At 37.8% G+C, this 25,523-nt stretch carries 17 protein-coding genes; 14 read left to right on the forward strand and 3 right to left on the reverse strand.

Going from position 1 to position 25,523, the window contains the following annotated elements; genetic code table 11:
• The first annotated feature begins 166 nt into the window (after positions 1-166).
• From LY28_RS10440 to LY28_RS10475, 8 genes are all read left to right on the forward strand, one after another.
• Positions 167-1,252: a sugar ABC transporter substrate-binding protein gene (locus tag LY28_RS10440; protein ID WP_110462129.1), complete on the forward strand. Its 1,086-nt coding sequence runs from the start codon at positions 167-169 to the stop codon at positions 1,250-1,252.
• Positions 1,233-2,756: a sensor histidine kinase gene (locus tag LY28_RS10445; RefSeq protein ID WP_110462130.1), complete on the forward strand. Its 1,524-nt coding sequence runs from the start codon at positions 1,233-1,235 to the stop codon at positions 2,754-2,756. The genes LY28_RS10440 and LY28_RS10445 overlap by 20 nt, the downstream gene beginning before the upstream one ends.
• On the forward strand, positions 2,756-4,354 hold the full coding sequence (locus LY28_RS10450; RefSeq protein ID WP_110462131.1) for a response regulator transcription factor: 1,599 nt from the start codon (positions 2,756-2,758) through the stop codon (positions 4,352-4,354). Before LY28_RS10445 ends, LY28_RS10450 begins: the two co-directional genes overlap by 1 nt.
• Positions 4,355-4,359: 5 nt before the next feature.
• Entirely contained in the window at positions 4,360-5,421 is a 1,062-nt protein-coding gene (locus LY28_RS10455; protein ID WP_110462132.1) for a substrate-binding domain-containing protein, read from the forward strand.
• Positions 5,422-5,620: 199 nt separating this feature from the next.
• The gene (gene chvE, locus LY28_RS10460) at positions 5,621-6,721 is read left to right on the forward strand and encodes a multiple monosaccharide ABC transporter substrate-binding protein (protein WP_110462133.1); all 1,101 of its coding nucleotides are present in this window, start codon (positions 5,621-5,623) and stop codon (positions 6,719-6,721) included.
• 302 nt (positions 6,722-7,023) lie between these two features.
• Positions 7,024-8,565 (forward strand): multiple monosaccharide ABC transporter ATP-binding protein, encoded by a 1,542-nt coding sequence (mmsA, locus tag LY28_RS10465; RefSeq protein WP_110462134.1) that lies wholly within the window; start codon positions 7,024-7,026, stop codon positions 8,563-8,565.
• 3 nt (positions 8,566-8,568) lie between these two features.
• Positions 8,569-9,741: a multiple monosaccharide ABC transporter permease gene (mmsB, locus tag LY28_RS10470; RefSeq protein ID WP_110462135.1), complete on the forward strand. Its 1,173-nt coding sequence runs from the start codon at positions 8,569-8,571 to the stop codon at positions 9,739-9,741.
• Positions 9,742-10,367: 626 nt separating this feature from the next.
• Positions 10,368-12,842 (forward strand): mannose-1-phosphate guanyltransferase, encoded by a 2,475-nt coding sequence (locus tag LY28_RS10475; RefSeq protein ID WP_110462136.1) that lies wholly within the window; start codon positions 10,368-10,370, stop codon positions 12,840-12,842.
• A gap of 145 nt (positions 12,843-12,987) precedes the next feature.
• Here LY28_RS10475 and def read toward each other — a convergent pair whose 3' ends face one another.
• The gene (gene def / locus LY28_RS10480; RefSeq protein ID WP_110462137.1) at positions 12,988-13,443 is read right to left on the reverse strand and encodes a peptide deformylase; all 456 of its coding nucleotides are present in this window, start codon (positions 13,441-13,443) and stop codon (positions 12,988-12,990) included.
• Positions 13,444-13,447: 4 nt separating this feature from the next.
• Positions 13,448-13,678, reverse strand: a complete 231-nt coding sequence (locus tag LY28_RS10485) for a helix-turn-helix transcriptional regulator (protein ID WP_110462138.1) — start codon at positions 13,676-13,678, stop codon at positions 13,448-13,450.
• 239 nt (positions 13,679-13,917) lie between these two features.
• On the opposite strand from LY28_RS10485, the gene LY28_RS10490 reads away from it, so the two are divergent.
• Entirely contained in the window at positions 13,918-14,280 is a 363-nt protein-coding gene (locus LY28_RS10490; protein ID WP_110462139.1) for a hypothetical protein, read from the forward strand.
• Positions 14,281-14,401: 121 nt separating this feature from the next.
• On the opposite strand, the gene mnmL is transcribed toward LY28_RS10490, so the two are convergent.
• Positions 14,402-15,334, reverse strand: coding sequence for a tRNA modification radical SAM protein MnmL/YtqA (gene mnmL, locus LY28_RS10495; protein ID WP_110462140.1), 933 nt, complete (start codon positions 15,332-15,334; stop codon positions 14,402-14,404).
• A gap of 348 nt (positions 15,335-15,682) precedes the next feature.
• Here mnmL and LY28_RS10500 point away from each other — a divergent pair, with 348 nt between their 5' ends.
• From LY28_RS10500 to LY28_RS10520, 5 genes are all read left to right on the forward strand, one after another.
• On the forward strand, positions 15,683-16,849 hold the full coding sequence (locus LY28_RS10500; protein WP_133250188.1) for an SGNH/GDSL hydrolase family protein: 1,167 nt from the start codon (positions 15,683-15,685) through the stop codon (positions 16,847-16,849).
• Between the two features lie 335 nt (positions 16,850-17,184).
• Positions 17,185-19,395 (forward strand): methyl-accepting chemotaxis protein, encoded by a 2,211-nt coding sequence (locus LY28_RS10505; protein ID WP_110462142.1) that lies wholly within the window; start codon positions 17,185-17,187, stop codon positions 19,393-19,395.
• A 436-nt stretch (positions 19,396-19,831) separates the two neighbouring features.
• Positions 19,832-22,054, forward strand: a complete 2,223-nt coding sequence (locus LY28_RS10510) for a methyl-accepting chemotaxis protein (protein WP_242981217.1) — start codon at positions 19,832-19,834, stop codon at positions 22,052-22,054.
• Between the two features lie 361 nt (positions 22,055-22,415).
• Complete coding sequence (locus tag LY28_RS10515) at positions 22,416-23,573, forward strand: S1C family serine protease (protein WP_110462143.1); 1,158 nt, start codon at positions 22,416-22,418, stop codon at positions 23,571-23,573.
• Complete coding sequence (locus tag LY28_RS10520; RefSeq protein WP_110462144.1) at positions 23,566-25,518, forward strand: copper amine oxidase N-terminal domain-containing protein; 1,953 nt, start codon at positions 23,566-23,568, stop codon at positions 25,516-25,518. The genes LY28_RS10515 and LY28_RS10520 overlap by 8 nt, the downstream gene beginning before the upstream one ends.
• Positions 25,519-25,523: the final 5 nt, after the last annotated feature.

Here is a 25,523-nt window from a genome sequence, read left to right on the forward strand (position 1 = left end):
TAATAAATAATAATTAAAATTTATTGTGTCGAGGAATATTCTGCGGCAGTCTTTTCTGACTGGAGTCAATTAGGGCTTAAGCAGATAGTAATTTGCTTTATCGCCAAATTCTACAATACATATTCCAAGAATCATTTATTTGAGACAGCATTAGGGAGGCATCAGGATGTTTAAAAGCAAAAAAAGTGATTCGTCTTTAAAAGTAAATACCAAACCGATTATAATAGCATCTATTTGCTTTATTATTTTTATGCTCTTGTTGACTATTGGCTGCTTAGTCTATTTAAAAGAGCTTACAGATAACAATACAAAAGAGATTATGGGAGAAGAATACCAGAAATATGACAATTACTATGTAATGATAAGCGGCAACAGGAAATCGTATTTTTGGAAAAGAGTATATGAAGGAGCTAAGGAGGCACTTGATGAAAACAGCTATATTGAAGTGCTTGGAAATAATTTAAGTGAAGAATATTCAACGGCGGCTCTTATGCAGATTGCAATTAATTCCAGAGTTGACGGAATTATTTTAGAGGCAGCCGAAAGTACCGAAATAACCAGGCTTATAAATGAAGCAAACGATGCGGGCATACCTGTTGTTACGGCAGTAAACGATAATAATAGCAGTATGAGAAAAAGTTTTGTGGGAGTAAACAGCTATAATCTCGGTATGGCATACGGCCAACAGGTTTGTGAAATTGTAAAGGCATCGGGAGGTATTGAAAACGGTACCTCAAAAACTACAGTACTGGTTTTAATGAATGCCAATACGGATAATAATATTCAAAATATTGTTTTTTCAGGAATAAAGGATGCTGTAAAGGACTGCCCAACCCCTGAAAACATAGACTTGAAAACTATAGCTATCAGCAATAACGCAGCATTTGCAGCCGAAGAATTTATAAGAGATATTTTTATAAAGCAGGTGGATATGCCTGATATTATTATTTGCATGGATGAACTTAACACAACCTGCGTATACCAGGAAGCCGTTGACTATAACAAGGTAGGCAGAATAAATATAATTGGATACGATGATTCAGATACAATACTGAGAGGCATTGAAAGAAATGTAATTTATTCCACTATTTCAGTAGACACCAAGCAGATTGGGGCTGACTGTATAAAGGCATTGGAGGAGTATAAAAAAACAGGACATGTAAGTGCTTATTTTGATGTGGATATATCAGTCATAACAGCTGATAATGTTAATAAATATTTGGGAGACACTGATGAATCGGTTATTGAATAGGCTCAAAAACGAAATGCAGAATATTACTATTCAGGTTAAATTAATTACGGTGTTTATTGCAACTTCAATGATTATATTGACTGTTAATATGTTTATGTATTTCAACATAAATGTAATGGTTAAGCAGCTTGAACAGGTATATTTCGGAAATATAAGATTGAATGAACTGGCGGATACGCTTAAAAGCCTGCAGGCCAGTCTTACTGATTATCTGGATACAAAAACATCGGACTCCATTGAAAATTATTATAGATATGAACAGGATTATACAAATCTCATAAATAACATAAGTGCTGATATAACAAATAATCCCATGAACAATATGGAGCGAAGCATTAAAAATATGTCAGCGAGCTATTTAAAGACAACAAATCAAGCCATTGAAGCCAAGCGGGGGCGAAATGTAGAAAAATACAAGGTGTTCTATCAAAATGCTGCTGATTTATACAGATATATTAATGTATATATTTATAGTCTCAATAATGAGCAGTTTAAAAATAATTCTTCAAACTATAAAATACTGGCTGAGTCTCTTCAATATATAGAAACAGTCAGCATAATTATTATGATAGTGGTTGCGGTAGGAAGTGTTATTCTTATAGTTCTTGTGACAAGAACCATTACAAATCCTCTGAAGCTTTTGGCAAGCTCGGCAAATCAAGTGGCCGGAGGAAATTTCGATGTAGCTTTGGTGGAGGTGGCTGCAAAGGATGAGGTGGGCGTGGTCAGCACAGCCTTTAATAAAATGGTGGTAAACATACAGATATATATAGAAAAGCTGAAGGATGGCATGAATAAGGAAAGAAGGATGGAGGAAAGGGAGCTTCTTATGCAGACCCATCTCAAGGATGCACAGCTCAAATATCTGCAGGCACAGATTAATCCGCATTTCCTTTTCAATACGTTAAATGCGGGCGCCCAGCTGGCTATGATGGAAGGTGCCGACAGGACCTATGAATATGTACAGCATGTGGCTGATTTCTTCAGGTACAATGTCAGAAAGAACAATGACACAGTAACAATCGGTGAGGAAATAGAAATGGTTGATAATTATATTTATATTCTGAATGTAAGGTTTTCAGGACAAATTCATTTCAGAAAGTATACACAGGATAAATATATGAAAATTCGTGTGCCCAGCATGATTTTGCAGCCTATTGTTGAGAATAGTATAAATTACGGAATCAGGAATATTGATTGGCAGGGCCTTATTGAATTATCGGTATTCAGCAAGGAGGACAAGGTTTGCATAAGCATAAAGGATAATGGTATCGGCATGTCTCGGAAGTTGATTGACAAGATAATTAACAGCCGGCTGAAAGCAGATGAATTGTCCGCAGACTCAAACGGCGTGGGTCTTGGAAATGTAATAGGACGTCTTAGGCTGCTTTATGAATATGAGGATGTGTTTAATATAATCAGTGAAGGAGAAAATAAAGGAACAGAGGTTTTGATATTTATACCGTATAAAAATGACGAAAGCACAGAAGGAGAACGGTCCTAATGTATAAAATAATGCTTGCCGATGATGAAGGAATAGTTATTGACTCGCTGCGGTTTATCCTTGAAAAGGAATTTGCAAATCAGTGTATTATTGAGTCGGCTCAAACCGGCCGCGGCTTTATAGAGCTTGCGGAAAGCTTCAGGCCGGATATCGCAGTTATGGATATTCAAATGCCCGGAATTAACGGAATTGAAGCTATAAAAGAGATAAAAGAGATACACTCAAGTACCATATTTATAATACTGTCGGCTTATGACAAATTTGATTATGCTCAGGACGCGATAAATTTGGGGGTGCTGGAGTATCTGAACAAGCCTGTGGCAAGAACGAAAATCACGCAGGTTATAAAAAAAGCAATGGATATTATCGAAAGGGAAAGAGAAAAAAGAAGAAGGGATTTGATTATTCGTGAAAAATTGGAAACCGTTGTTCCAATAATTGAAAACGGTCTGATTAACAGTATATTGTTCAATGAATATTTCAAGGAGGATGTTGAAAATTACAAAAAGCTTCTGGGAATAAGGGAAAATTGCGGTTATGCTATTGTTCTTGTGAGCGGTGAGGAGCAGGAAGGCAATCACATGACTAATGCAGTCGGTGCCGGCGTGCATATACAGAACAATTACAGTATTGTGCGCGAAATTGTAAAGGGCAGCTTTCAATGTATAGTAGGTTCAGCCATGGCAAATAAAATTCCTGTTTTTGTACCGGCAAATCATCAGGGAATGGAGTACAATGACAGAATCGAATTGATTAATAAGTCAAGGGAACTGATCAGAGCCTTAAAAAAGCGGTTGAATGTAAATTTCCGTGTGGGTATAGGTTCCATCCATAATTTTGATGAGGCCATGGAGTCTTACAATGAGGCGCTTAACACGTTGATTCATACAACGACATTGGTAGCCCATGTGGATGATATGTCAAATTCCTGTGATTATGAAGCTGATTATCCTATTGAATACGAAAAAGCTGTTTTCGAATATACCGGGGAAGGAGACGTGACCGGGGCCGTTGCGGCAGCTAACCATTTCTTTGACTGGATGGCGGCTAATTATGCGGAGCATATTATGGATATTAAGCTGAAGGCTTTGGAATTTGTATTATGGAGTGAACATATAGTATATGAAAGCGGAGGAATGACTTATGAATTTTTATCCAGACAGGATTACCTTCCTGTGCTGCTTCAAATTAACGAGCTTGATGGCATCCGTAGTTGGTTTACGGAAAAAATCAGATTATCCTGCCTTAACATATCAGGCAAGAAGAAGGAACGCTCCACCAATGTAATCGGGAAAGCAAAAGCATACATTAACTGCTGCTACAATAGGCAAATATCCCTTGATGATGTGTCAAGGGAGGTTAATATTAGTCCTTATTACTTCAGCAAGATTTTTAAAGAGGAAACGGGAGTAAACTTCATTGACTATCTTACAGATATAAGAATTGACAAGGCAAAGGACTTGTTGGAAAATACAGACTTCAGTATGAAGGAGATATGCGGGAAAGTCGGTTATTCAGACCCGAATTATTTTAGCCGGTCTTTTAAAAAAAACGTCGGAGTTACGCCAACGGATTATAAAGAGAGAAAGAAGGGCTAACCGTAATGAAAATGACAAGAAATTTAAAGAGAATGGTTTTGATTTTTATGTCACTTATCACAGTAATAATTCTTTTGGCTGCATGTAACAGCACAGACAGTGAAAGTGCGGATACAGGGATAAAGGAGGATAAAATCCAGATCGGCATGTGTTTTGATTCCTTTGTCATTGAGAGGTGGCAGCTTGACAGGGATGTTTTTGTAGCTGCCGCAAAAGGGTTAGGGGCAGAAGTTAATGTACAGAATGCAAATGGTGATGTTAATAAGCAGAAAGAGCAAATTGAATATTTCATTAATAAAAATATCGATGCTCTGGTTATTATTCCTATTGACTCGGAAGCAATTTCAAAAGTGGTGCTGGAAGCCAGAAATGCCGGTATAAAAATAATTTCTTACGACAGGCTTATAAAAAATGCCAATGCAAATCTTTATATATCCTTTGATAATGAAAAGGTTGGCGAAATGATGGCAGAAGCCATGGTTTCGGCAGGGCTTCCAAACAAAAGCGTTCTGATGCTCTGCGGGTCTCCGATGGATAATAATGTGTCTCTTGTTAAGAAGGGCTTCTCCGCTGTTATGAATGATAATAATATATATATAATTGATATTGCATATGCAAAAAACTGGAGGGCGGAGCTGGCAGCCTCGTATATCTATGACAACGTGGACAAGGTAAAAATAGCAGATGCAATAATGTTTGGAAATGATGATCTGGCAACTCAGGGAGTAAGGGCATTATCAGAAAAACGTCTTATTGACAAGGTGAAGGTTGTAGGGCAGGATGCTGACTTGGCAGCCTGTCAGCGTATAGCGGAGGGTACGCAGCTGATGACTGTGTATAAGCCGGTGGATAAGCTTGCAAAGCAGGCAGCCGAGTATGCGGTAAAGCTTATACAGGGGAATAAGCTGGAAGATATGCAGACAATATATGACGGCACCTATGACGTTCCTTATATTGCCCTTGAACCAATTGCCGTGAACAGGGATAATATGGATGAAGTTATCATAGACAGCGGCTTTCATTTGAAGGAGGATGTATATTTAAATGTTCCTCAGAATAAGCGCTGATTTTAAGCCCGGCTTTAGCATATGATAGGATTTTTTTGCGGGAGGCTAGCACAAAAACAGACTGATACCGGATAATCCTTAATTTTGCTGATATATAAATGATGAAAATTTGCAGAAGGTCGCAAACAAAGTCCTATAAGCATTGTGTTATATTTGTTTCATAAAAGATATATCAGATGATTTTTAAGGAGGATTTACAATGAAAAGAAGGTTATTAAGCTCAATTGTTTGTTTGTCTTTATTAGCTGTATTGTTTGCCGGCTGTGGTAAAACTGCGGATAACGGAGCTGCTGCTTCCTCGGGCTCACCGACCTCGGCAAAAACAGGAACAATCGGTGTAGCTATGCCTACAAAGGATTTACAGCGCTGGAATCAAGACGGCGCAAATATGGAAAAGGAACTGAAAGCCGCAGGCTACAAGGTTGATTTGCAGTATGCAAGTAATGATATACAGACTCAGGTTTCTCAGATTGAAAATATGATTGCAAATCAATGTGACCTTTTAGTAATAGCTTCAATCGACGGTGATTCTCTCGGAACAGTTCTGGCTCAGGCAAAGGAGAAAAACATTTCTGTAATAGCGTATGACCGTTTGATTATGAATTCAGATGCTGTTTCATACTATGCTACCTTTGATAACTATATGGTTGGTACAAAACAGGGACAATACATCGAAAAGGCATTGGATCTGGCAAATGCCGCAGGCCCCTTCAATATGGAAATATTTACAGGAGACCCGGGAGATAACAATGCAAAATATTTCTATAACGGTGCAATGGATGTTCTGAAGCCTTATATTGATTCAGGCAAGTTGGTTGTCAAGTCAAAGCAGGTTGATTTTGCTACAGTAGCCACAGCTAACTGGGCAACTGAAACAGCTCAGTCAAGAATGGAAAATATCATTTCCTCCTTCTACGCAGACGGAACAAAGCTTGATGTAGTCCTTTGCTCAAACGATTCTACGGCTCTTGGAGTTACAAATGCGTTAACCGCATCATATAAAGGCTCGTGGCCGGTTATAACAGGTCAGGACTGTGATATTGCAAATGTTAAGAACATGATTGCCGGAAAGCAGTCAATGTCAATATTCAAGGATACCCGTACCTTAGCTTCTCAGGTTGTTAAAATGGTTGATGCTGTTATGAAGGGCGGAAAAGCAGAAGTTAATGATACCAAGAGCTATGACAACGGAACAGGAATTATTCCTTCATACCTCTGTGAGCCGGTATTTGCAGATAAGGACAATTACAAGGAGTTATTGGTTGATTCGGGATATTATACCGAAGCTCAATTGAAATAGCACAAGGGCAATCTGATACAAAGGGTATAAGGCAGCTGAGGATAATATAAAAGTCAATTACTATCGGCCAAAGTCAAAATAAAACTGTGTTTTATAGCTTATATGCTTAATTCAACTAAATAGATGATAGTCATATCGCCGCGATACTTATATCATCGTGAAGGCTTGAACTGTAATTGACTTTAGGATAATTTTTTCATAATAAAATAACAGGCAGGAATAATTCCTGCCTGTTATTTTAACCAAATATTATCTGGTTGGTCTTGATATAAAAGCGTAATTAAAATTTGGGAGGTATGAGCTTGGCTAAGGTGATACTTGAAATGAAAAATATAACCAAGACTTTCCCTGGAGTTAAAGCACTTGACAACGTTAACTTAAAGGTTGAAGAGGGAGAAATACATGCTCTAGTAGGTGAGAACGGTGCGGGGAAATCCACACTTATGAATATATTAAGCGGTGTTTATTCTTATGGCTCATATGAAGGGGATATAGTGTATGATGGGGATATATGCAAATTTTCAAGGATTGTTGACAGTGAATCAAAGGGTATAGTTATAATTCATCAGGAGCTGGCACTAATACCTTATATGACAATCGGAGAAAATATGTTTCTTGGGAATGAAAGGGGAAAAGCCTTTGCAATTAACTGGAATGATACTTATGGCGAGGCGGATAAGTATCTTCGCATAGTGGGTCTGCAAGAATCCTCCAGAACATTGATTAAGGATATAGGTGTCGGTAAGCAGTCTCTGGTAGAAATAGCAAAGGCTCTAGCAAAGAATGCAAGCTTACTTATTCTGGATGAGCCGACCGCATCGTTAAATGATAAGGATTCCAGAGCTCTTCTGGATCTGCTGCTTCAATTTAAAAAGCAGGGAATGACTTCAATCATTATATCTCATAAATTGGAGGAAATATCATATGTAGCAGACAAAATCACTGTTATTCGTGACGGAGCAACTATCGAGACATTGGACAAAGCCGCGGATAAAATTACGGAGGACAGGATAATTCGAGGAATGGTGGGGAGAAGCATCTCTGACCGGTATCCTGTCAGAGAGAAAGAAAATATCGGGGAGATTGCTCTTAAAATAGAAAACTGGAATGTATACCATCCTCTTTACACTGAACGTAAGGTGGTTGACAACGTAAGCATGACCGTAAGAAAAGGAGAGGTGGTAGGAATTGCAGGCCTTATGGGTGCAGGCCGCACAGAGCTGGCTATGAGCGTATTCGGAAAGAGCTATGGAACAAATATCTCCGGCAGGATTGCTATTAATGGCAAGGAAGTTAATTTACACGGCGTAAGCGATGCAATTAAGCACAAGTTGGCATACGTTACCGAGGACAGAAAGGGAAGCGGTCTGATTATGTCCAATTCCATAAAGCATAACACTACTCTTGCTAATTTAGCGGGGGTCAGCAGCAGGGGAGTTATTGACGAGGATAAGGAGTACCGGGTGGCTGTTGCCCAGAAGGAGAAGCTAAATGTAAGATGTTCAGGCGTTGAACAAAAAGCCGGCAATTTAAGCGGCGGTAACCAGCAAAAGGTATTATTAGCCAAATGGATGTTTGCTGATCCTGATATCCTTATTTTGGATGAACCAACCAGAGGCATAGATGTGGGTGCAAAATATGAAATTTATTGTATTATCAATAAATTAGTTGCTGAGGGTAAGTCGGTTATTATGATATCTTCAGAGCTTAATGAAGTAATAGGTATGTGCAGCCGTATTTACATTATGGATGAAGGGAAATTTGTCGGCGAAGTCTCGGGGGCTGAAGCTACTCAGGTGAATATAATGGCGCATATTTTGAAAAAAAGAGGTAAAGGAGCATAGAGCATGAATAAAACAAAGGTTATTTCATTTATAAAATCAAATACGATGATACTTATGCTGATTCTGGTTACGTTGTTTTTTGTCTGGCAAACCGGCGGAAAGATATTATTTCCGCAAAATATAAGTAACCTGATTGCTCAGAATGCATATGTGTTTATCTTGGCAACAGGCATGCTGCTGTGTATTCTTACAGGCGGTAACATAGATCTTGCGGTAGGTTCAATTGTTTGCTTTGTAGGTGCGGTCGGAGCAAAATTGATGGAGACCTATGATGTTAACTGGATTATTGCGGTTGCTTTTATGCTGGTCATGGGTATTGCAATAGGTGCATGGCAGGGCTTCTGGATTGCTTATGTCAGGGTGCCTCCCTTTATTACAACCTTGGCAGGCATGTTTATTTTCAGGGGACTTTCTAATGTGGTTTTGCAGGGGCTGACAGTTTCATTAACCGATAAAGCCTTTATAAGAACCTTCGGAGGCGGAGCGAACTGCTATATTCCGGATTTCTTGGGCGGTGATGGGTTTAATGTAACGGCTATGCTGGCAGGTATTCTTACATGTATAATATTTTTGGCTGTAAAAATCAAAGGCAGGATTGAAAAAGCCAAAAAAGGATATGAGATGGAATCCATTGTGGCGATGATTACAAGGTCGGCTGTTATTTCAGCGGTTGTACTGGTATTTTCTTATGAGCTGGCACTTTACAGAGGTATTCCAACTGCCCTTGTTATTGTTGCAATTGTTGTTCTGGCATATGCATATATAACGGCAAAGACTACACTTGGCCGGCATTTTTATGCAGTGGGCGGTAATGAAAAGGCTGCAAAGCTTTCAGGCATTGATACAAATAGGATTTATTTCTTTGCATATACAAACATGGGATTCTTATCTGCCTTGGCAGGCATGATGACAATTGCCCGTATGACTTCAGCACAGCCTACTTACGGGCAGAACTATGAAATGGATGCTATCAGCTCCTGCTTTATCGGCGGTGCATCTGCATACGGCGGAACAGGTAAGGTGTCAGGAGTTATAATAGGTGCGGTATTTATGGGTGTAATCAATCTCGGAATGAGTATTATGGGGGTTGATGCCAATTACCAGAAGGTTGTCAAGGGAGGGGTTCTTCTGGCAGCTGTTATATTTGATGTTGTATCTAAAAAGAAAAATGGTTGATATCTATAATAAACAAACTCCTTTTTGGCGTTATATAGTCAATCAGGAGTTTTTGCTTTGTAATTTTCCAAATTCAAAATGCGTTCAAAATTAGCTTAAAAGCTTGATTCGACTATCAAGATGATATAAATATCGTCTCAAAGGCTTGAACAGTAGCTGACTTTAGTCAATTCGTAAATTTCTTATCGTAAAAATCATTATACTAAAGCTGATATAGCCGTCATATAATTATAAAAATTAAAACAGCGGGAAAATATTCATATAAAAGTATGTTACAAATTATTACATTTTTCTATTTCCATATATTCCAGATACTCTATTCGAATAGTTTATATTGTTAAGGTAAAAATATTTAATAAATCAATATTTTTAATGAAGCAGCAAAACAGGTTTCTGTTTAAATTCTGCTTTGTATGTTTTCACTGAGTCAATTATTACCGGACGGGTATTTTATCGTGCGGGGTTCTGAAAAGTAATTGACTTTTAGTTAATTGCATTGAAATTTACAGATTTAATTCGACATAATATGGAGCAAGGTCAATTACCAGCGGCCGATATAAATAAAGTCGAAGGCTTGAACCGTAATTGATTTTAGTCACACAACAAAATTTGAAAGGATGGATCTGATGAAAGCTGTGATTATGGCAGGCGGAGAGGGCTCAAGATTAAGACCCTTGACCTGTAACCGTCCAAAGCCTATGGTACCAATTGTTAACAAGCCTGTAATGGAACATATTATTGAACTATTAAAGAAACATGGTATTAAGGATATTGCAGTTACACTTGCGTACATGCCTCAAATTATTAAAGACTATTTTGGAGATGGAAGTGAATTTGGAGTTAATTTAAAATATTATACGGAAGAAAATCCCTTGGGAACTGCCGGAAGTGTAAAAAATGCGGAAGCTTTCCTGAATGAAACCTTTATTGTTATCAGCGGTGATGCATTGACTGATATAAAGCTGGATAGAGCTTTGGAATTCCACAAAAAAAGTGAGGCTTTGGTAACTCTTGTTTTGAAAAAGGTAGAAAACCCTATTGAGTATGGCGTTGTTGTTACTCATCAAAACGGAAGAATAAGCCGTTTTCTTGAGAAGCCAAGCTGGGGAGAGGTTTTCAGTGATACGGTGAATACCGGTATTTATGTCATCGAGCCGCAAGTTTTAAGCTGCATAAAGGAGAATCAGATTTTTGACTTCAGCAAGGATTTGTTTCCGGTTCTTTTAGAACAGAATAAACCAATGTTTGGCTATGTTACAGAGGATTACTGGTGTGATATAGGTGATATGGATGCATATATAACCGTACACAATGATATATTGGACAGAAAAGTGAATGTCAGGCTAGATGAAAAGGAAGTAAGGCAGGGGGTTTGGATTGGCGAAGGGGCCGAAGTTGAAAAGGATGCCATAATTAAACCTCCGGTATTGATTGGCAGAAATGCGGTAATCAAAAGCGGCAGCACGGTAGGAAGCTATTCCGTAATAGGAGAATCAAGCCATATACATGAAAACAGCTCAATTAAAAAAAGTATCTTGTGGAAGGGCTGCACATTAAAAAACCAAACACAGCTCAGAGGTTGCATTCTGTGCAATAAGGTACAGCTGAGAGAGAATGCGGCGGCATTTCAGGGCTCTGTCGTAGGGGATAATTGTATTGTAGGCAGGTGCTCTGCCATAAAGCCTGATATAAAGGTTTGGCCAAACAAGCACATTGAGGCGGGAACAGATGTGAATTCAAACTTAGTATGGGGTTCAAAGTATTCTAAGAATTTATTCGGAAACAGAGGGGTTTCGGGAGAAATAAATATGGATATAACCCCTGAATTTGCGTCAAAGCTTGGGGCAACCTACGGTGCCATATGCAGCAAGGATTCGAAAATAGCTGTTTGCTGTGATGACATTGATGCATTAATAATGGTGAAAACATCATTAATGTCAGGCTTAATGTCCTCAGGAACAGAAGTTTATGATATTGGGACAGGACTATTGCCTGTCACAAGGTCTGCTATAAGGTTTTATAATCTGAACGGAGGCATCCATATTTCTGCATTCGGAAAAGAAAATGATATGCTTGTAATAGATGTTTTAAACAGCTTGGGAAGTAATATAAACAGAAATGAAGAGAGAAAAATTGAGAACTTTTTTGTAAGAGAGGATTTTGTACGCTGCTCCTTCAATGAAATTAAGCCAATTGTAGCAATTCCAGACCACAGTGTTTACTATGTGCAGACAATCCTTAACGGAGTTCTTGCAAAAGAGCATGGCTTTAAAATTGCTGTGATAGCCAAGTCCAATTATCTGAAAAGTATTATTGAAAAGATTTTTGCCGGACTTAAATGTGAGATTGAGTTTATAAATCCTAATACGGACAGGATTCACAAAAGAAGTGAAAGTATTTTTTCAGATATTAAGGCCCTTACCGGCAAGGTTAGTCAGGGAGGGTTTGATGTTGGAGTGTATTTTGAAAATTCCTATGAAAAAATAATGCTTGTTGATACTAAGGGCAGGGTTATAACCGACGATTTGTATATTGCTCTGATATCCTTGATTCATCTTAAAAAGACAAAAGGAAATACGGTGGTTGTGCCGTTGAATGCCAGCGGGGTAATTGAAAAAATGGCAATGCAGAACAACGGAAAGGTTATCAGAACTAAGACCTCAACAAAAGAGCTTATGGGGAAAATGCTCTGTGACGAGAACAGAGAAAAATTAAATGATTTCTTTGCCATGAATTTTGATGTGATTGAAGGCTTGGTGAAAATAATTGATTATATGGCTGATAATAATTTAAAGCTTAGTGAAATAGTTGATATGATACCGGATTTTCATATTTTAAAGAAAGAGGTCAAATGTCCCTGGTCGGCAAAGGGAAAGGTAATAAGAGCAATAATTGAGGAGAACGAAGGCGCTGATATTGAAACAACCGAGGGAGTGAAGGTCCTCAGTGACAAGGGCTGGGTTCTGGTGCTGCCGGACGCCGAGGAGCCGGTATGCAAGGTAATCAGTGACGGATATTCAGAGGAATTTGCCAATGAATTGACGGATATATATGTAAATAAGGTAAAGGCAATCAGCAACGATAATGTCAGCAACAGATAAATTATAAAGCTGCAAGTAAAATCAGACGGTGTATGGGATATGCAAAACTGCGGTTGAAAGCAGAAAACAAAGGCACTCTAAAAAAGACCGTTGCGGAGGCCGGAACAATAATTGAATTTAGTTATATAAAAAAGTGGCTGGGATCTCATAATTTCAGCTCTTCAATCGCTTTATCCAAGAAGATTTTTCCGTCCAAATGCTCAATTTCATGACAAAAGCATTTGGACATTTCTCCTTCTCCGGACAGCAAAATTTCCTCGCCATATTCATTCCAAGCCTGTATGGTTACTTGCCGGGGACGGATAGTTTTTACAAAGCGGTTCGGAAAGCTCAGGCAGCCTTCGATACATTCCTGCTCACCGCTGTATCCTATAATTTGTGGATTTACGAGTTTTAAGTATTGATTGCAATAATCTATAACCACCAATCTCCTCAAAATGCCAATTTGATTTGCCGCCAGCGCAGCACCATTTTCTGTATGCTGCAAGGTGTCCATCATATCATTTAGGATACTGCGTATCCTGTCATCGGCTGCTTCTACCTTGCGGCATTTCTTAGACAGAACTGGATCACCGTCGTAACGGATTTGTCGGATTGCCATAGCTTTACCTCCTGCTGCTTTCTGCTCTGGATTTACGGGTGCTTTCCTCGAATAAAAAAACTTCCTCAATTGAGCATGAAAATACTCTTGCAATTTCATATGCCAGCCAGATGGAAGGCTCAAATTTTTCTGCTTCTATTGCAAGAATAGCCTGTCTGGAGGCTCCGACAAGTTCACCCAATTGCTCCTGGGTAAGTCCCTTTGCTTCACGCAATTCTTTGATACGATTTTTCATATTGTTCTCCTTGCGTAATGTTAACCTTACATAAGGATATCATGGCCCTTGGTATAAAGTCAATATTACATAACAAATTATGATATAAAAAAGACAGTGTAAATAGTATTTTAACTTAAAACCGGTACTATATTATATACGGGGATATTTAAAGCATGAAAGCTATTAAAAACTTGTTTTTAGTATAGTATTTATTATCTGAATTTGGTAAAATGATAATAAATTAAAGGAGGTTTCTAATGACAAACGAGGAATTTCAAAATTTGGTTCTTGAAGAGCTTAGAAGCATAAAAATTGATATAAGAGGCTTAAAAGAAGGCCAAAGAAAGCTTGAGCAGGGTCAAAGCTCACTTGAAGAAGGCCAAAGAAAGCTTGAGCAGGGTCAAAGCTCACTTGAAGAAGGCCAAAGAAAGCTTGAGCAGGGTCAAAAAAGGCTTGAAAACAAGTTGGATGCGGTATATAACCAAACTGCTGATTTGACTGAATTCAGGACAGAAGCTAATATGAAGCTTGACAGTATAATTGAAAACAATAAATCAATCCACGAAATGCTTGGGGAGCATGAGATATCAATAAGAACTCTAAGAAGAAAGCCGGTATAAATTTAAATAGCGGTATTAGGTTTTTACATGATTTGGTAATAAAAAATTGGCAATAATATATTACCTGAGCACCAAATAATTTTCTTCCGGCAGACTTGTTATAATGACATCTGTTACTGACTTATTTACCTTCAAAGTTAAGGCCTTGAAACATGCCGTGATTAGCCATATAGCAGTGCAGGCCATTAAGAACATGGCGTTTGTGCCCGCTCCATTTAGGCTCAACTAAATGCTTACGGTTTCCGTCTCCGGTTATTCTGTGAATAACCATATCGGGAGGTATTCGTGTAATTGCTTCTGCAACCCATTCTATATATGTCAGCTCATTCAGCAAGGGAAATGGTTTTTCCGAATAGTCTTTATATAAGGGACTGTCGTCCAAGATATGCAGCATGGACATTTTTAATCCGTTTAGGGTCTGCTTTGCCACATAATCTATGGTTTCCATAAAATCGGAATAATTTTCGCCCATAAGCCCTACAATCAAATGGACAATAATAGGGACATTAACGCTATTCAACATTGAAACTGCATTTTCATAAACATATAAATCATATCCCCGTCCGAAAAGCTCTGCCGTTTTTTGATGGATTGTTTGAAGACCAAGCTCAACCCATAAAGGCTTGATCCGGGATAAACGTTCAAGCTCTTTTATCATGTCAGGTGAGAGACAATCAGGTCTTGTACCGACAGACAATCCGAGAATTCTTTCATCAGTAAGGATTTCTTCATAGACAGGAACTAATTTTTCCACAGGGCCATAAGTGTTGGTAAATGATTGCAAATATGCAATGTAACCATCTGAGCTGCTTTTTGCGGCCACCATTTCAACAGCTGAATCAATTTTTTTATGAATAGCTGTTTCTCCCGCTATGGCAAAATCGCCGGAGCCTTTTGCCGAGCAAAAGGTACAGCCTCCGGTGCCTTTTGTGCCGTCTCTGGTAGGGCAGGTACACCCGATATCCAAAGAAATTTTATATACCTTGCGGCCAAAAATTTTCTGATAATAATTATTAACTGAATTATATGGCTTGCTATCTGGCCAAAGCTTCATATTTTACCTCTTATACAAATAAAGTGTCAAGAATACATTTTAGCATATCCTTAATAGGGTGTCATTATAAAATGATGCTTTAAAATAAATGGTACTATCTTCTACATGTCAGACGTATTAAACTTCTGTTACATTTTTTTAATTTGAATAACCCGCCAGAAATATATATAATAAATAGGTATAAATACTCAGTATAATTTTAAAAATACGGGGTATTAATGCGAGGATTTACTACCCTTTCAGAGGGCATCTACGGAGGTTTTCTACGACAGTAAACTTTCTTTGTATTGGTATAGTTTTTCTACGATATGTGCGGAAGATTATTTTGCAGAAATTGGAGCTGATTATATGAAGAAGATGAAAGAAATGCTTTCGATTGTACTGGGAATTGCATCATTAATTGGAGTCTCCTTGCCTGCTTATGCACCGAATAATGTAGTTGAAGAGATTATAAGTACATATATTCCGGTTAATGAGGCAGACGGAAATTCTACCTATGTAGCATTAGGGGACTCCATTACTACGGGATATGGCTTGGAAAGCTTTGACGGCAATGACATAGAGAACAAATCAAGTGAAAAGAGCTTTGTTAATAAGCTTGGAAATAAGTTGGGCAAGGAAGCTGTAAATTTAGGAATAGACGGAATAGATTCCACAAGATTTTTGCAGGTGATTTCCAATCCTGTGACAGAAGAACAGCAAGCTGTCATATCTCAAATAGAAAATGCAGGGATTATAACAATATCAATTGGCGGAAATGATGTGTTCTTGGCATTAGCAGAGGTATTAAACGGTAAATTGGGAGAGGGCAGGAGTATTTTTAATGCAACTAAGCAGGAAATACTTAAGGTAACGGTTGAGTTTCTTTTTAATAAAAGTGCTAAAGACAGCCTGAAGGAAAAGGTGTCGGCAGCTACCGAAACCTTTGTGGGAAATCCGGCAAATAATAAAGAGGGTAACTTTGCGGATATAATAAAGGCTGTAAAAAAGCTGAATCCTGATGCTCAAATTATAGTGCAGACAATATATAAACCTTATGATTTACAAATAACAAGCTTTTGCAACACAGCGATTGAGGATATGAATGCAAAAATAATTAAAGATTCTGAAAATGGGAAAAATTATTTGGTGGCTGATGTATATTCGGCTTTTGAAAAGGCCGGATCGGAAACTGCACTTATAAATGCCGATTCGGGGAAAACCTTTGATCCGCACCCCACAGCCAAGGGGCATGAGGTTATTTATACGGTTATTGCGGCGGCTTTGCAAAACAATACCTTGCCATACCGCATAAAAGCTTCTATTGTCAACGGAAAGCTTACTGACAAGGTTTTAGACGGAGAACTGATTTTAACCGTAACTCCGGAAGAAGGCTATAAAGTACCTAAAAATATTTCAGTGGCAATTGGAAGCGATGCTAAAAAAACGCTGGCTGTGGACTCAAACGGCAAAGCAGCAATGCCTGTGGCTGATATTGGGACGGATATTGCCGTCAGTGGTATTTGCAGCAATTGAAGGCTTTTATAGCTTGTTTTGATAACATTGAGGGCCAATGGAGAACAGCAGATAATTAACATAATATATTAATTGTATTACAAAGGGCATGATATAGAACGTATCTATTTCATGCTTTTTATTATATAAGCCGAGTAAAAGAAGGTATTTGAAAAATTTTTAGAAATATTGTTAAAAAAGTACTTGAAAAGAAATTAATAGTAACGTAAGATATAATATTATAGGGACTTAATGTACGTTGTGTAAAATAATAACAGTGAAATTAAATAAACATTGTAGTCTTGATTTTCATTTATAGTATCATAATAAATCACAGGTAAAAATAAAGGAGAATTATGAATACAAATAATATAGGATTAAAAAGTAAATCATTTTTTGCAAAATTTACTTCAATATTTTCATCTTCAGCTAACAAATTATTTAAGAGGAAAATGATTGATGGTGGCAAAAAGAGTCCGGATAAAGTTTCAGGCTTATCCGGAAGGTTTGTATTTCTTAGAAGATTTAAGATTAAAACCAGATTGATTGCATCCTTTGTTTTGTTGTTAATTGCTGTGATTTCGGTTACCGGCATATTTTCTTACAATTCCTCAACAGAGACAATTGATGATAAAGTAAAAAGATATTCCCTGCAGGTTATGGATCAAACCGGTGTCGTATTGGAAAACAAGATAAACAGAATGGAAGAATACATCAATGACATAGGCTTGGACAGAAATATTCAGAATGCGGTATTGAAGTATAATACAGGAAGTGCATTTGATCAGTATGAGCAGGTTAAAATTATTACAGAATATTTGATGACAAAGTTTGTTGATGCGGATGATGTGGATTATTGTGCAATAATACATGGAGAGGATTTTTCCCAAGTTCAGGTTTTTAACCGGGGACAGGCAGAGCTTGATGAAGAAAAAGCAGCCAAGACGGATGCACAGCGTTTACAATGGTCTTATATGGATTTTGTGCAATCGGGTAAAACAGTCAGCTATTATGGAATCCTTCAAAATGTAAAGGGTGTCACCAGCGGGGGGGTAATAGCAAAAATGGTATTAATCCCTAAAACAAATTATCTTGCCAGCGGGTTTGAAGGCTTGGATATCGGAAAAGATCAGGAAACAAATAAAATATTTCCGGTGTTTGTTGTAGACAGTGAAGGAACAATATTGGCATCCAGAAATACGGAAAGTTATGCCGTTGATTCTTCAAATGATAATTCTAAGCTTATTGCTGGTGAAATAAAAAAAATAGCTGCCGCCGATTCAAAAAACAAGTCGGGAAATCTGGATATTAGTGTCAGTGATGCTGACAGCCTGGTTACATACTCAAGAATAGGCAATAAGGATTGGTATGTTGTGTCTGTAATTCCATATGAGTATTTAAATAGTGCGGCTAATGAGCTGAGAACGAAAATAATTTTTATCGGATTTATTTGTATTATAGCGGCATTCTTATTATGCCTGTTTATTGCCAGAAGCGTGTCAAAGCCTTTAAGCAAGCTGGTGGCCATTATGAAAAAGGCAAAAATGGGTGATTTGACAAACCATGTAAAGGATAACGGAAAAGATGAAATTGCAGATGTCTGTAATAATTACAACGACATGATTTCAAATATATGCTTGCTTATACAGAAGGTGAAGGAGTCCTCTCTGCATGTCTTTTCTTCGGCAGACAAGATAGCAACAGCATCAGAACAGACATACTCGGTTTCAGAACAGGTTTCTCAATCAATACAGGAAATGGCTATGGGTTCAACAGACCAAGCTTCAGAGATAAACGACAGTGTTGCGGATATAAGTAAATTGTCTGAAGGAATTGCCTTCGTTGAGGAAAATGTGGCTAAGGTAATATCGATAGCAAGCAGAATAAGCGGATTAAATGAAAATGCGGCAAGCACTATTAATGAACTCAACTTGAAATCGGCTCAGGTAAGTGATACTACAAATAAAGTGTATACCAACATAAATGATTTAAGTAATAGTATGAAGGAAATTCAGAAAATACTTAAAATGCAGAATACTATTTCTGAGCAGACCAATCTTTTAGCCTTGAATGCATCTATTGAAGCAGCACGTGCAGGCGATGCGGGAAAGGGCTTTGCGGTTGTAGCAAGCGAGGTCAGCAAGCTTGCAGAAAAATCAAAGGAATTTAACAGAGTTATAAATGGTATTATTTCTTCTATAGGTCATAAAACTGATGATACTGTAGGTGAGGTGCTTAAATCTAATGAAGTGGTTAATGAACAGATAAATGCCGTTAAGGGTACGGAAAAGCTGTTTGACACGGTGTTTGGATCTATGGAAGAAGTATTGGCAAATATCGGTATTACTGAAAAGTCAGTGGCAGACATAATGAAATCAAAAGATAATGTACTGGAATCAATAGAAAATATATCTGCGGTTGCACAGGAGTCGGCAGCTGCAACAGAGCAGATTACAGCAAGCACTCAGGAGCAGATTACAGCAGCGGAAGAGCTGTCAAATCAAGCTAAGGATCTGAAAGAATTAGCCGAAGCATTAAATACAGAAATTACTAAATTTAGAATATAATAATTGAATATATTTTAAATAATAACAGGAGTATCGGTTCACTGACCGGTACTTTTTTTATATCCAAATTTTAAGTCCTTCCAACTCCTTTATTCGGACAAAAAATTAAAGCTGTGAAAAAAAATTGCCGATGCAGGTGAAGCTTTGAAAGCTATTTGCAATGGTAAACAGATGCATTTCCTTAGTTGAAATTCAAGGATTTTGTGTATATGTAATTTTATCATTTATTTGAAAACCCTTGAAAAAACTTTCTTGGTGAAGTATTATATATTGTAAGACATAAATCGACATAATTTGGTATAATGTGACTAAAATTAATTGCTTTCACCTTCAGATGGTAGCAATTAACTAGAAAATATGTGAGGAGGCTCTATATTTAATAATATTATCAAAAAAATACATATTGTCTTATGCACAGTATTAAGGAGGAGATCTTATGATGAAATCCGTAAAGCCGAAGTTCGAGAAAATTAAAGCATTAGTTAAATCAGTTGGTTCAGCACTTATTTCTGTGATAAATAGGCTGATTGCAAAAAGAAAACAGCATGGTAACGGTAAAGGAAAAAAACCAAGCTCCTCAATGTCAAAGAAAATTATTTTTTTACGCAGATTTAAAATTAAAACAAGACTGATGGCATCCTTTGTTCTTTTGTTGGCAGCTGTAATAGTCATTATAGGGGTATACTCATATAATACGTCAACAAATGCAATTGATGAAAAAGTCAAAAATTATTCATTGCTGGTTATGAAGCAAACAGGTATTGTACTTAAAAATGAAGTGAACAGAATGGAAACATATGCAAATGAAATCGGGTTCGACAGTAATATTCAGGAGGCAATAGTAAAATATAAGTCTGGAACTGATTTTGATAAGTTTGAGCAAGTCAGAACAGTTCAAAAGTTTCTGAAGACAAAATATTTGAATACTAAGGGGGTACGCTATTGTGCCCTGCTGTATGGCGATGATTTTTCTCATATAGATACCTATTCCGATAATTCATCGGAGCTGCAAACTGAAAAATTTATTCAAAAGACTATTGATAAGCTGGAATGGACGAATATCCAGTTTACAAAGTCAAAAAAGGAAATAAGTCTTTTTGGAATTCAGCAGGATATGAGAGGTATTTACATAGGCTCAACTATAGCGAAGATAGTGATTATACCTGAAGAAAATTATCTTGCTGAAGCCTTTGAGGAGCTAAATATCGGAACAGATTTAAAAACAAAGGAAGCCTTTCCGATATTTGTTGTAGACAGTACCGGAAAGCTTGTAGCGTCAAGAAGCACTGAAGCATACCCGGTTAATTCTGCAAATGAAAACTCCAAGCTTATTGCCGATAAGCTTACAAAGCTTACTGCTAAAAGCAAGGGTAACGTAACAGCTAATACGGATATTGAGCTAAATGGAGCAAAAAGTCTTGTTACATATTCGAAAATAAGTGAAAATAAGGATTGGTATGTTGTATCGGTCATACCATATGATTATTTAAATAGCTCTGCTAATGCATTGAGGACAAAAATAAGTGTTATTGGATTTGTTTGTATTATTATGGCATTTTTATTGTGTGTATTTATTGCAAGAAGTGTTTCAAAGCCTTTGGGCAGGCTTGTTCTAACCATGAAAAAAGCAAAGGGCGGAGATTTGACGGATAAATTGGCAGACTACGGATATGATGAGATATCGGATGTTTGCAGCAATTACAATGATATGCTGGAGAATATAAGTACACTTATTGCAAAGGTAAGAAATACTTCCCAGCGGATTTTTTCATCAGCGGGGAAAATATCTACAGCTTCGGAATCCACTTATTCGGTATCCGGACAAGTTGCTCAGACAATAGGAGAAATAGCTAAGGGTGCGACGGAGCAAGCAACGGAAATAAGTGAAAGTGTTAATATCATGAATAAGCTGTCTGACGGTATAGCAGTGGTTGATGAAAATGTGACAAAAGTAACGGCTATAGCTAACCGGATTAGCGGACTGAACACCGATGCCGCCGGTACTATCGGCAAGCTTAATGATAAGTCGGTGCAGGTAAGTGAAACTACAGGCAAGGTTTTTTCAAATATTAATGACCTGAGTAATAACATGAATGAGATACAAAAAATTCTTAAAATGCAGATTGCCATTTCGGAACAGACTAATTTGTTAGCCTTGAATGCATCTATTGAAGCGGCACGAGCGGGTGAAGCCGGCAGGGGATTTGCTGTTGTGGCAAGTGAGGTCGGAAAGCTGGCGGAAAAATCAAAAGAGTTTAACAGAGTGATAAATGGCATTATTTCTTCTATAGAACGAAAGACGGAGGATACCGTAAGAGAGGTACTAAAGTCTAATGAAGTGGTTAATGAGCAGATAAATGCCGTTAAGGAAACGGAAGTTTTATTTGACACTGTATTCAGTGCGATGGGGGAGGTAGTATCCGATATTGGAAAAACAGAGTCGTCGGTTGAAAATATAATGACAGCAAAAAATGATGTGCATGACATAATTCAAAACATATCAGCTGTAGCAGAACAATCGGCAGCCACAACCGAAGAAATTTCAGCAAGTACCCAGGAGCAGATAGCCTCAGCTGAGGATTTGGCTTATCAGGCAAAAGAGCTTAATGAGCTTGCCGAAGCTTTGAACAGTGAAATCTTAAAGTTTAAGACACAATAGAAACGGTAACTCTGCTGATCTTACATTACAGCATCCGGAAAACAAGTAAAAGCCCCTGAAGCATTTTTATAAGCATATAAAAGCTTCAGGGGTTTTTGGCAATATATAAACAGTATCTGCAATTGTATTGATTTTCGTTAGATGGTAAAATATATTACTAAAGGGAATTGCTTTTAAAAGCCTGTTAGTGATAAAATATTCTAATAAGCTGTTTTTACGCAGCTGTCAATGAAAACACACAAGAAGCAAATAAAAAGCAGGGAAGGTAAAATACAGCTGTCTAAAATTGAAAAAAGGGGGAACCGGGTCTTTGCCGTAATATTAGCAGTTGATATTGTATATTGTGGCATTGACATAATTTATGAATAAGAAAAAAGTTACAGCAAAAGCAATTTGTCTGCTTGCAGCGTTTACATTTACTACAACAGGAACCTTTGCCGCAAGCGGTATGGTTTTAAATATTGACGGCAAGCAGGTGGAAGATTCAATCAAGGTTATAGACGGAAGGCAGTACATACTTTTGGACAGTCTGGCTGATAATCTGGAAGCAGTAACAGTTGACAGGGATAATAAGTCAATAGAAATAAATTCCGATACAAATAGAATTGCCGGAGTAATTTCAAAGGTCAGCCCGTCGGTAGTCGGTATTATCGGAAAACTAAAGGAAAGCAGCTCCGATTATAACGAAGGTGCAGATAACATGATTTTTGGCACAGGAGTTATTTACAGGAGCAATGGATATATAATTACAAATGCGCATGTTGTCAAGGATATGGATTCTATTGTGGTTGTGCTGTCAAACAGCAAGGCTTACATGGCAAGGCTTAAAGCAATAGATGACAGCTTGGATTTGGCTGTTATTAAGGTTGACAAAGGAGGACTTCAGCCGGCAGTCTTCGGGGATATATCAGATGTTGCCGTAGGGCAGGAAGTTGTCGCCATAGGAACTCCCTTGTCCTTTAATTTAAGAAATTCTGCCACAAAGGGTATCATAAGCGGAATGAACAGGTCGGCAGACGGCGAGTACAGATTTATTCAGTCAGATGCGGCTATAAATGGAGGAAACAGCGGCGGGCCGCTGGTAAATATGAAAGGGGAGGTTATAGGCATCAATTCTGTAAAGCTCATTGGATTCGGTGTCGAAGGTCTTAATTTCTCTATTCCCATAGACACAGTGAAGTATGCCGTAAAGCACTTTGAAAAGTTTGGCAAAATTCGCAGGCCGTATCTCGGCGTCAGCTTTACTGACAGCATAACAGCCAAATATGGTCTGCCAAGCACAAGCGAAGGAATAACCGTAAAGGAGATAGAGGAAGGCTCACCTGCAGAGCAGTTTGATATTGAGACAGATGACAAGCTGCTTTCAATTAGCGGAACAAATGTCAACTCAGTCATAGATTATAATGAGGAAATGTTGAAGTATCTTCCGGGTGACAAAGCAACTCTCAAAATAATACGGGATAAAGAGCTGCTAAGCATTGAAGTTGTTTTCGGTGAAAAGGAGTCTGATAATGAATAAAATAAAAGCAATAATATGTATTATTGCCGCAGTGGCTGTTTTTACAGCTTGCTTTTCAAATACATATGCGGCGGATTACGAAAAAATGAATATAGAACTTAAAATCGGCAGCGGCACAGGCAAGATAAACGGAAATACATCAAAGGTTGAAAAGCCTTATATAGAAAATAAAACAGTTATGGTTCCGCTGTCATGGGTGGTTGTGGCAATAGGCGCCGAGATAAACCGGAAAGCCGGCTCAAAAATAGAAATAATATACGGAGAATTGAATGCAGAGCTTACAATTTCAAGCAAAACCTATATTGCAAATTCGGAATCCCGCAAGCTGACAGCCGCGCCGGTGATTAAAAACGGCAGCACGATGGTTCCGCTTGAATTTATAAAAGAAAATTTCCCTGTCAGTGTAACAGAAGATACAAAAAAAGGTGATATAAAAATAATTTTAGAGGATGATGGGGCATTGACCGATTTATCCTTCCTGACAGGAGGAATAAGCAGTAAGAAAATCGGGAACAGCTATTATGGCTGGAGTTTAAGTATACCCTCAGGCTCGAGGATGGTATCTAACAACTATAAGTCAAATAATATCGGCATTATGAATGAAAGCAGGAATTTATACCTGTATGTAAGTGTTGAGTATAAAAAAGACATGGATTTGGAAGCCTTGTTCGATTCTGTTGACATGTATGAAAGCAATATACGGGAGTCAAAACTGGATTTGAAAGCAGATATTCCTTATTTTCAGTATACGGCGTTATCTTCCTATAATGAAGCTTCTCGTGTCAAGGTTTTTGAAAAGGGTGAATTCTTTTATTTTATTGAAATAACAAGTGACGACGAATTTATAACCCCTGAAAAGCTAATGACAGACAAGTATTATGATAATATCGTTAATTCGTTTGATTTAAGCTATAAGGGCAATGAAAAAGGAATTGAGGATATTTCAAAGGTAAAGGATGGAAGAGCCGGCTTTTATAACTATATAAGCTTAAGCAGTACTTCAAAATATTTGGTATGGTCTATGGATATACCGGTAGAATGGGAGGACAGCTCCTCGTTTGTTGACCCTATGTCAACAAGCTTTAGCCTTGACAACAGGCATTATATGAAAGTAACCGCCAAGACTATTGATGAAGGCGCTGATTTAAGCCAGTATGCAGATGAAATAAAAAAACACTATGACAAATACTTCAATCCCAAAATATATTCCTATATCGGATCGGACTCCATGACTATTGCGGGATTGGAAGCTCAAAATCTGAAGTTCAGCCTGAAATACGGAGATAATGTATATCATGTTGATGAGCTATATTTCATTAAGGATGGTTTTGTATATGAGATTTCAATATACCTTTCGGAAAAGGATTATGAAACAACCATAAAGGATTTTATTGATACTGTTGACAAAATGAGCTTTTATACAGTTAATAAGCAGAAATATCAAAAGGATATGGAGCTTTTTGAGAGTAAGTATTCGGGAATCCGGGTTTCACAGCAGGATGATATTTTCAAGTATGTAAATAAGCAGTACAGCTGGTCTGCAAATATTCCCGGCTATTGGCAAAAGTACAGCTATTATGATGACTCGGAAATATCTTTTGTGAATGAAGATACAGCCGCTGCCGTAACTATAAGTGCTGTTGAGAAGGACAGCTACTACGAAGCCGATTCTATCGAAGAAGCACTGGGAATGGATATAATAGAAATGATATATGAGGTTAAGCCTGCCATAAGCATTACAAATGAAAGGGGCCTGCAGGTTAAGAATTATACATACAGGATAGAGGATCCGGAGGATAATATATATACAACTATTATATTCAAGGTACTTGAAAAGGGTGACTATACATATTGCTTCAAAAGCCAGATGTATGACCTGAATGCCACAGACAGTGCAGTGGCTGAAGTCAATGATATATGGAAATCCTTTGAGATGACAGACTAAAGGGT

It is taken from the genome of Ruminiclostridium sufflavum DSM 19573, assembly GCF_003208175.1.
Lineage (GTDB): Bacteria > Bacillota > Clostridia > Acetivibrionales > DSM-1351 > Ruminiclostridium > Ruminiclostridium sufflavum.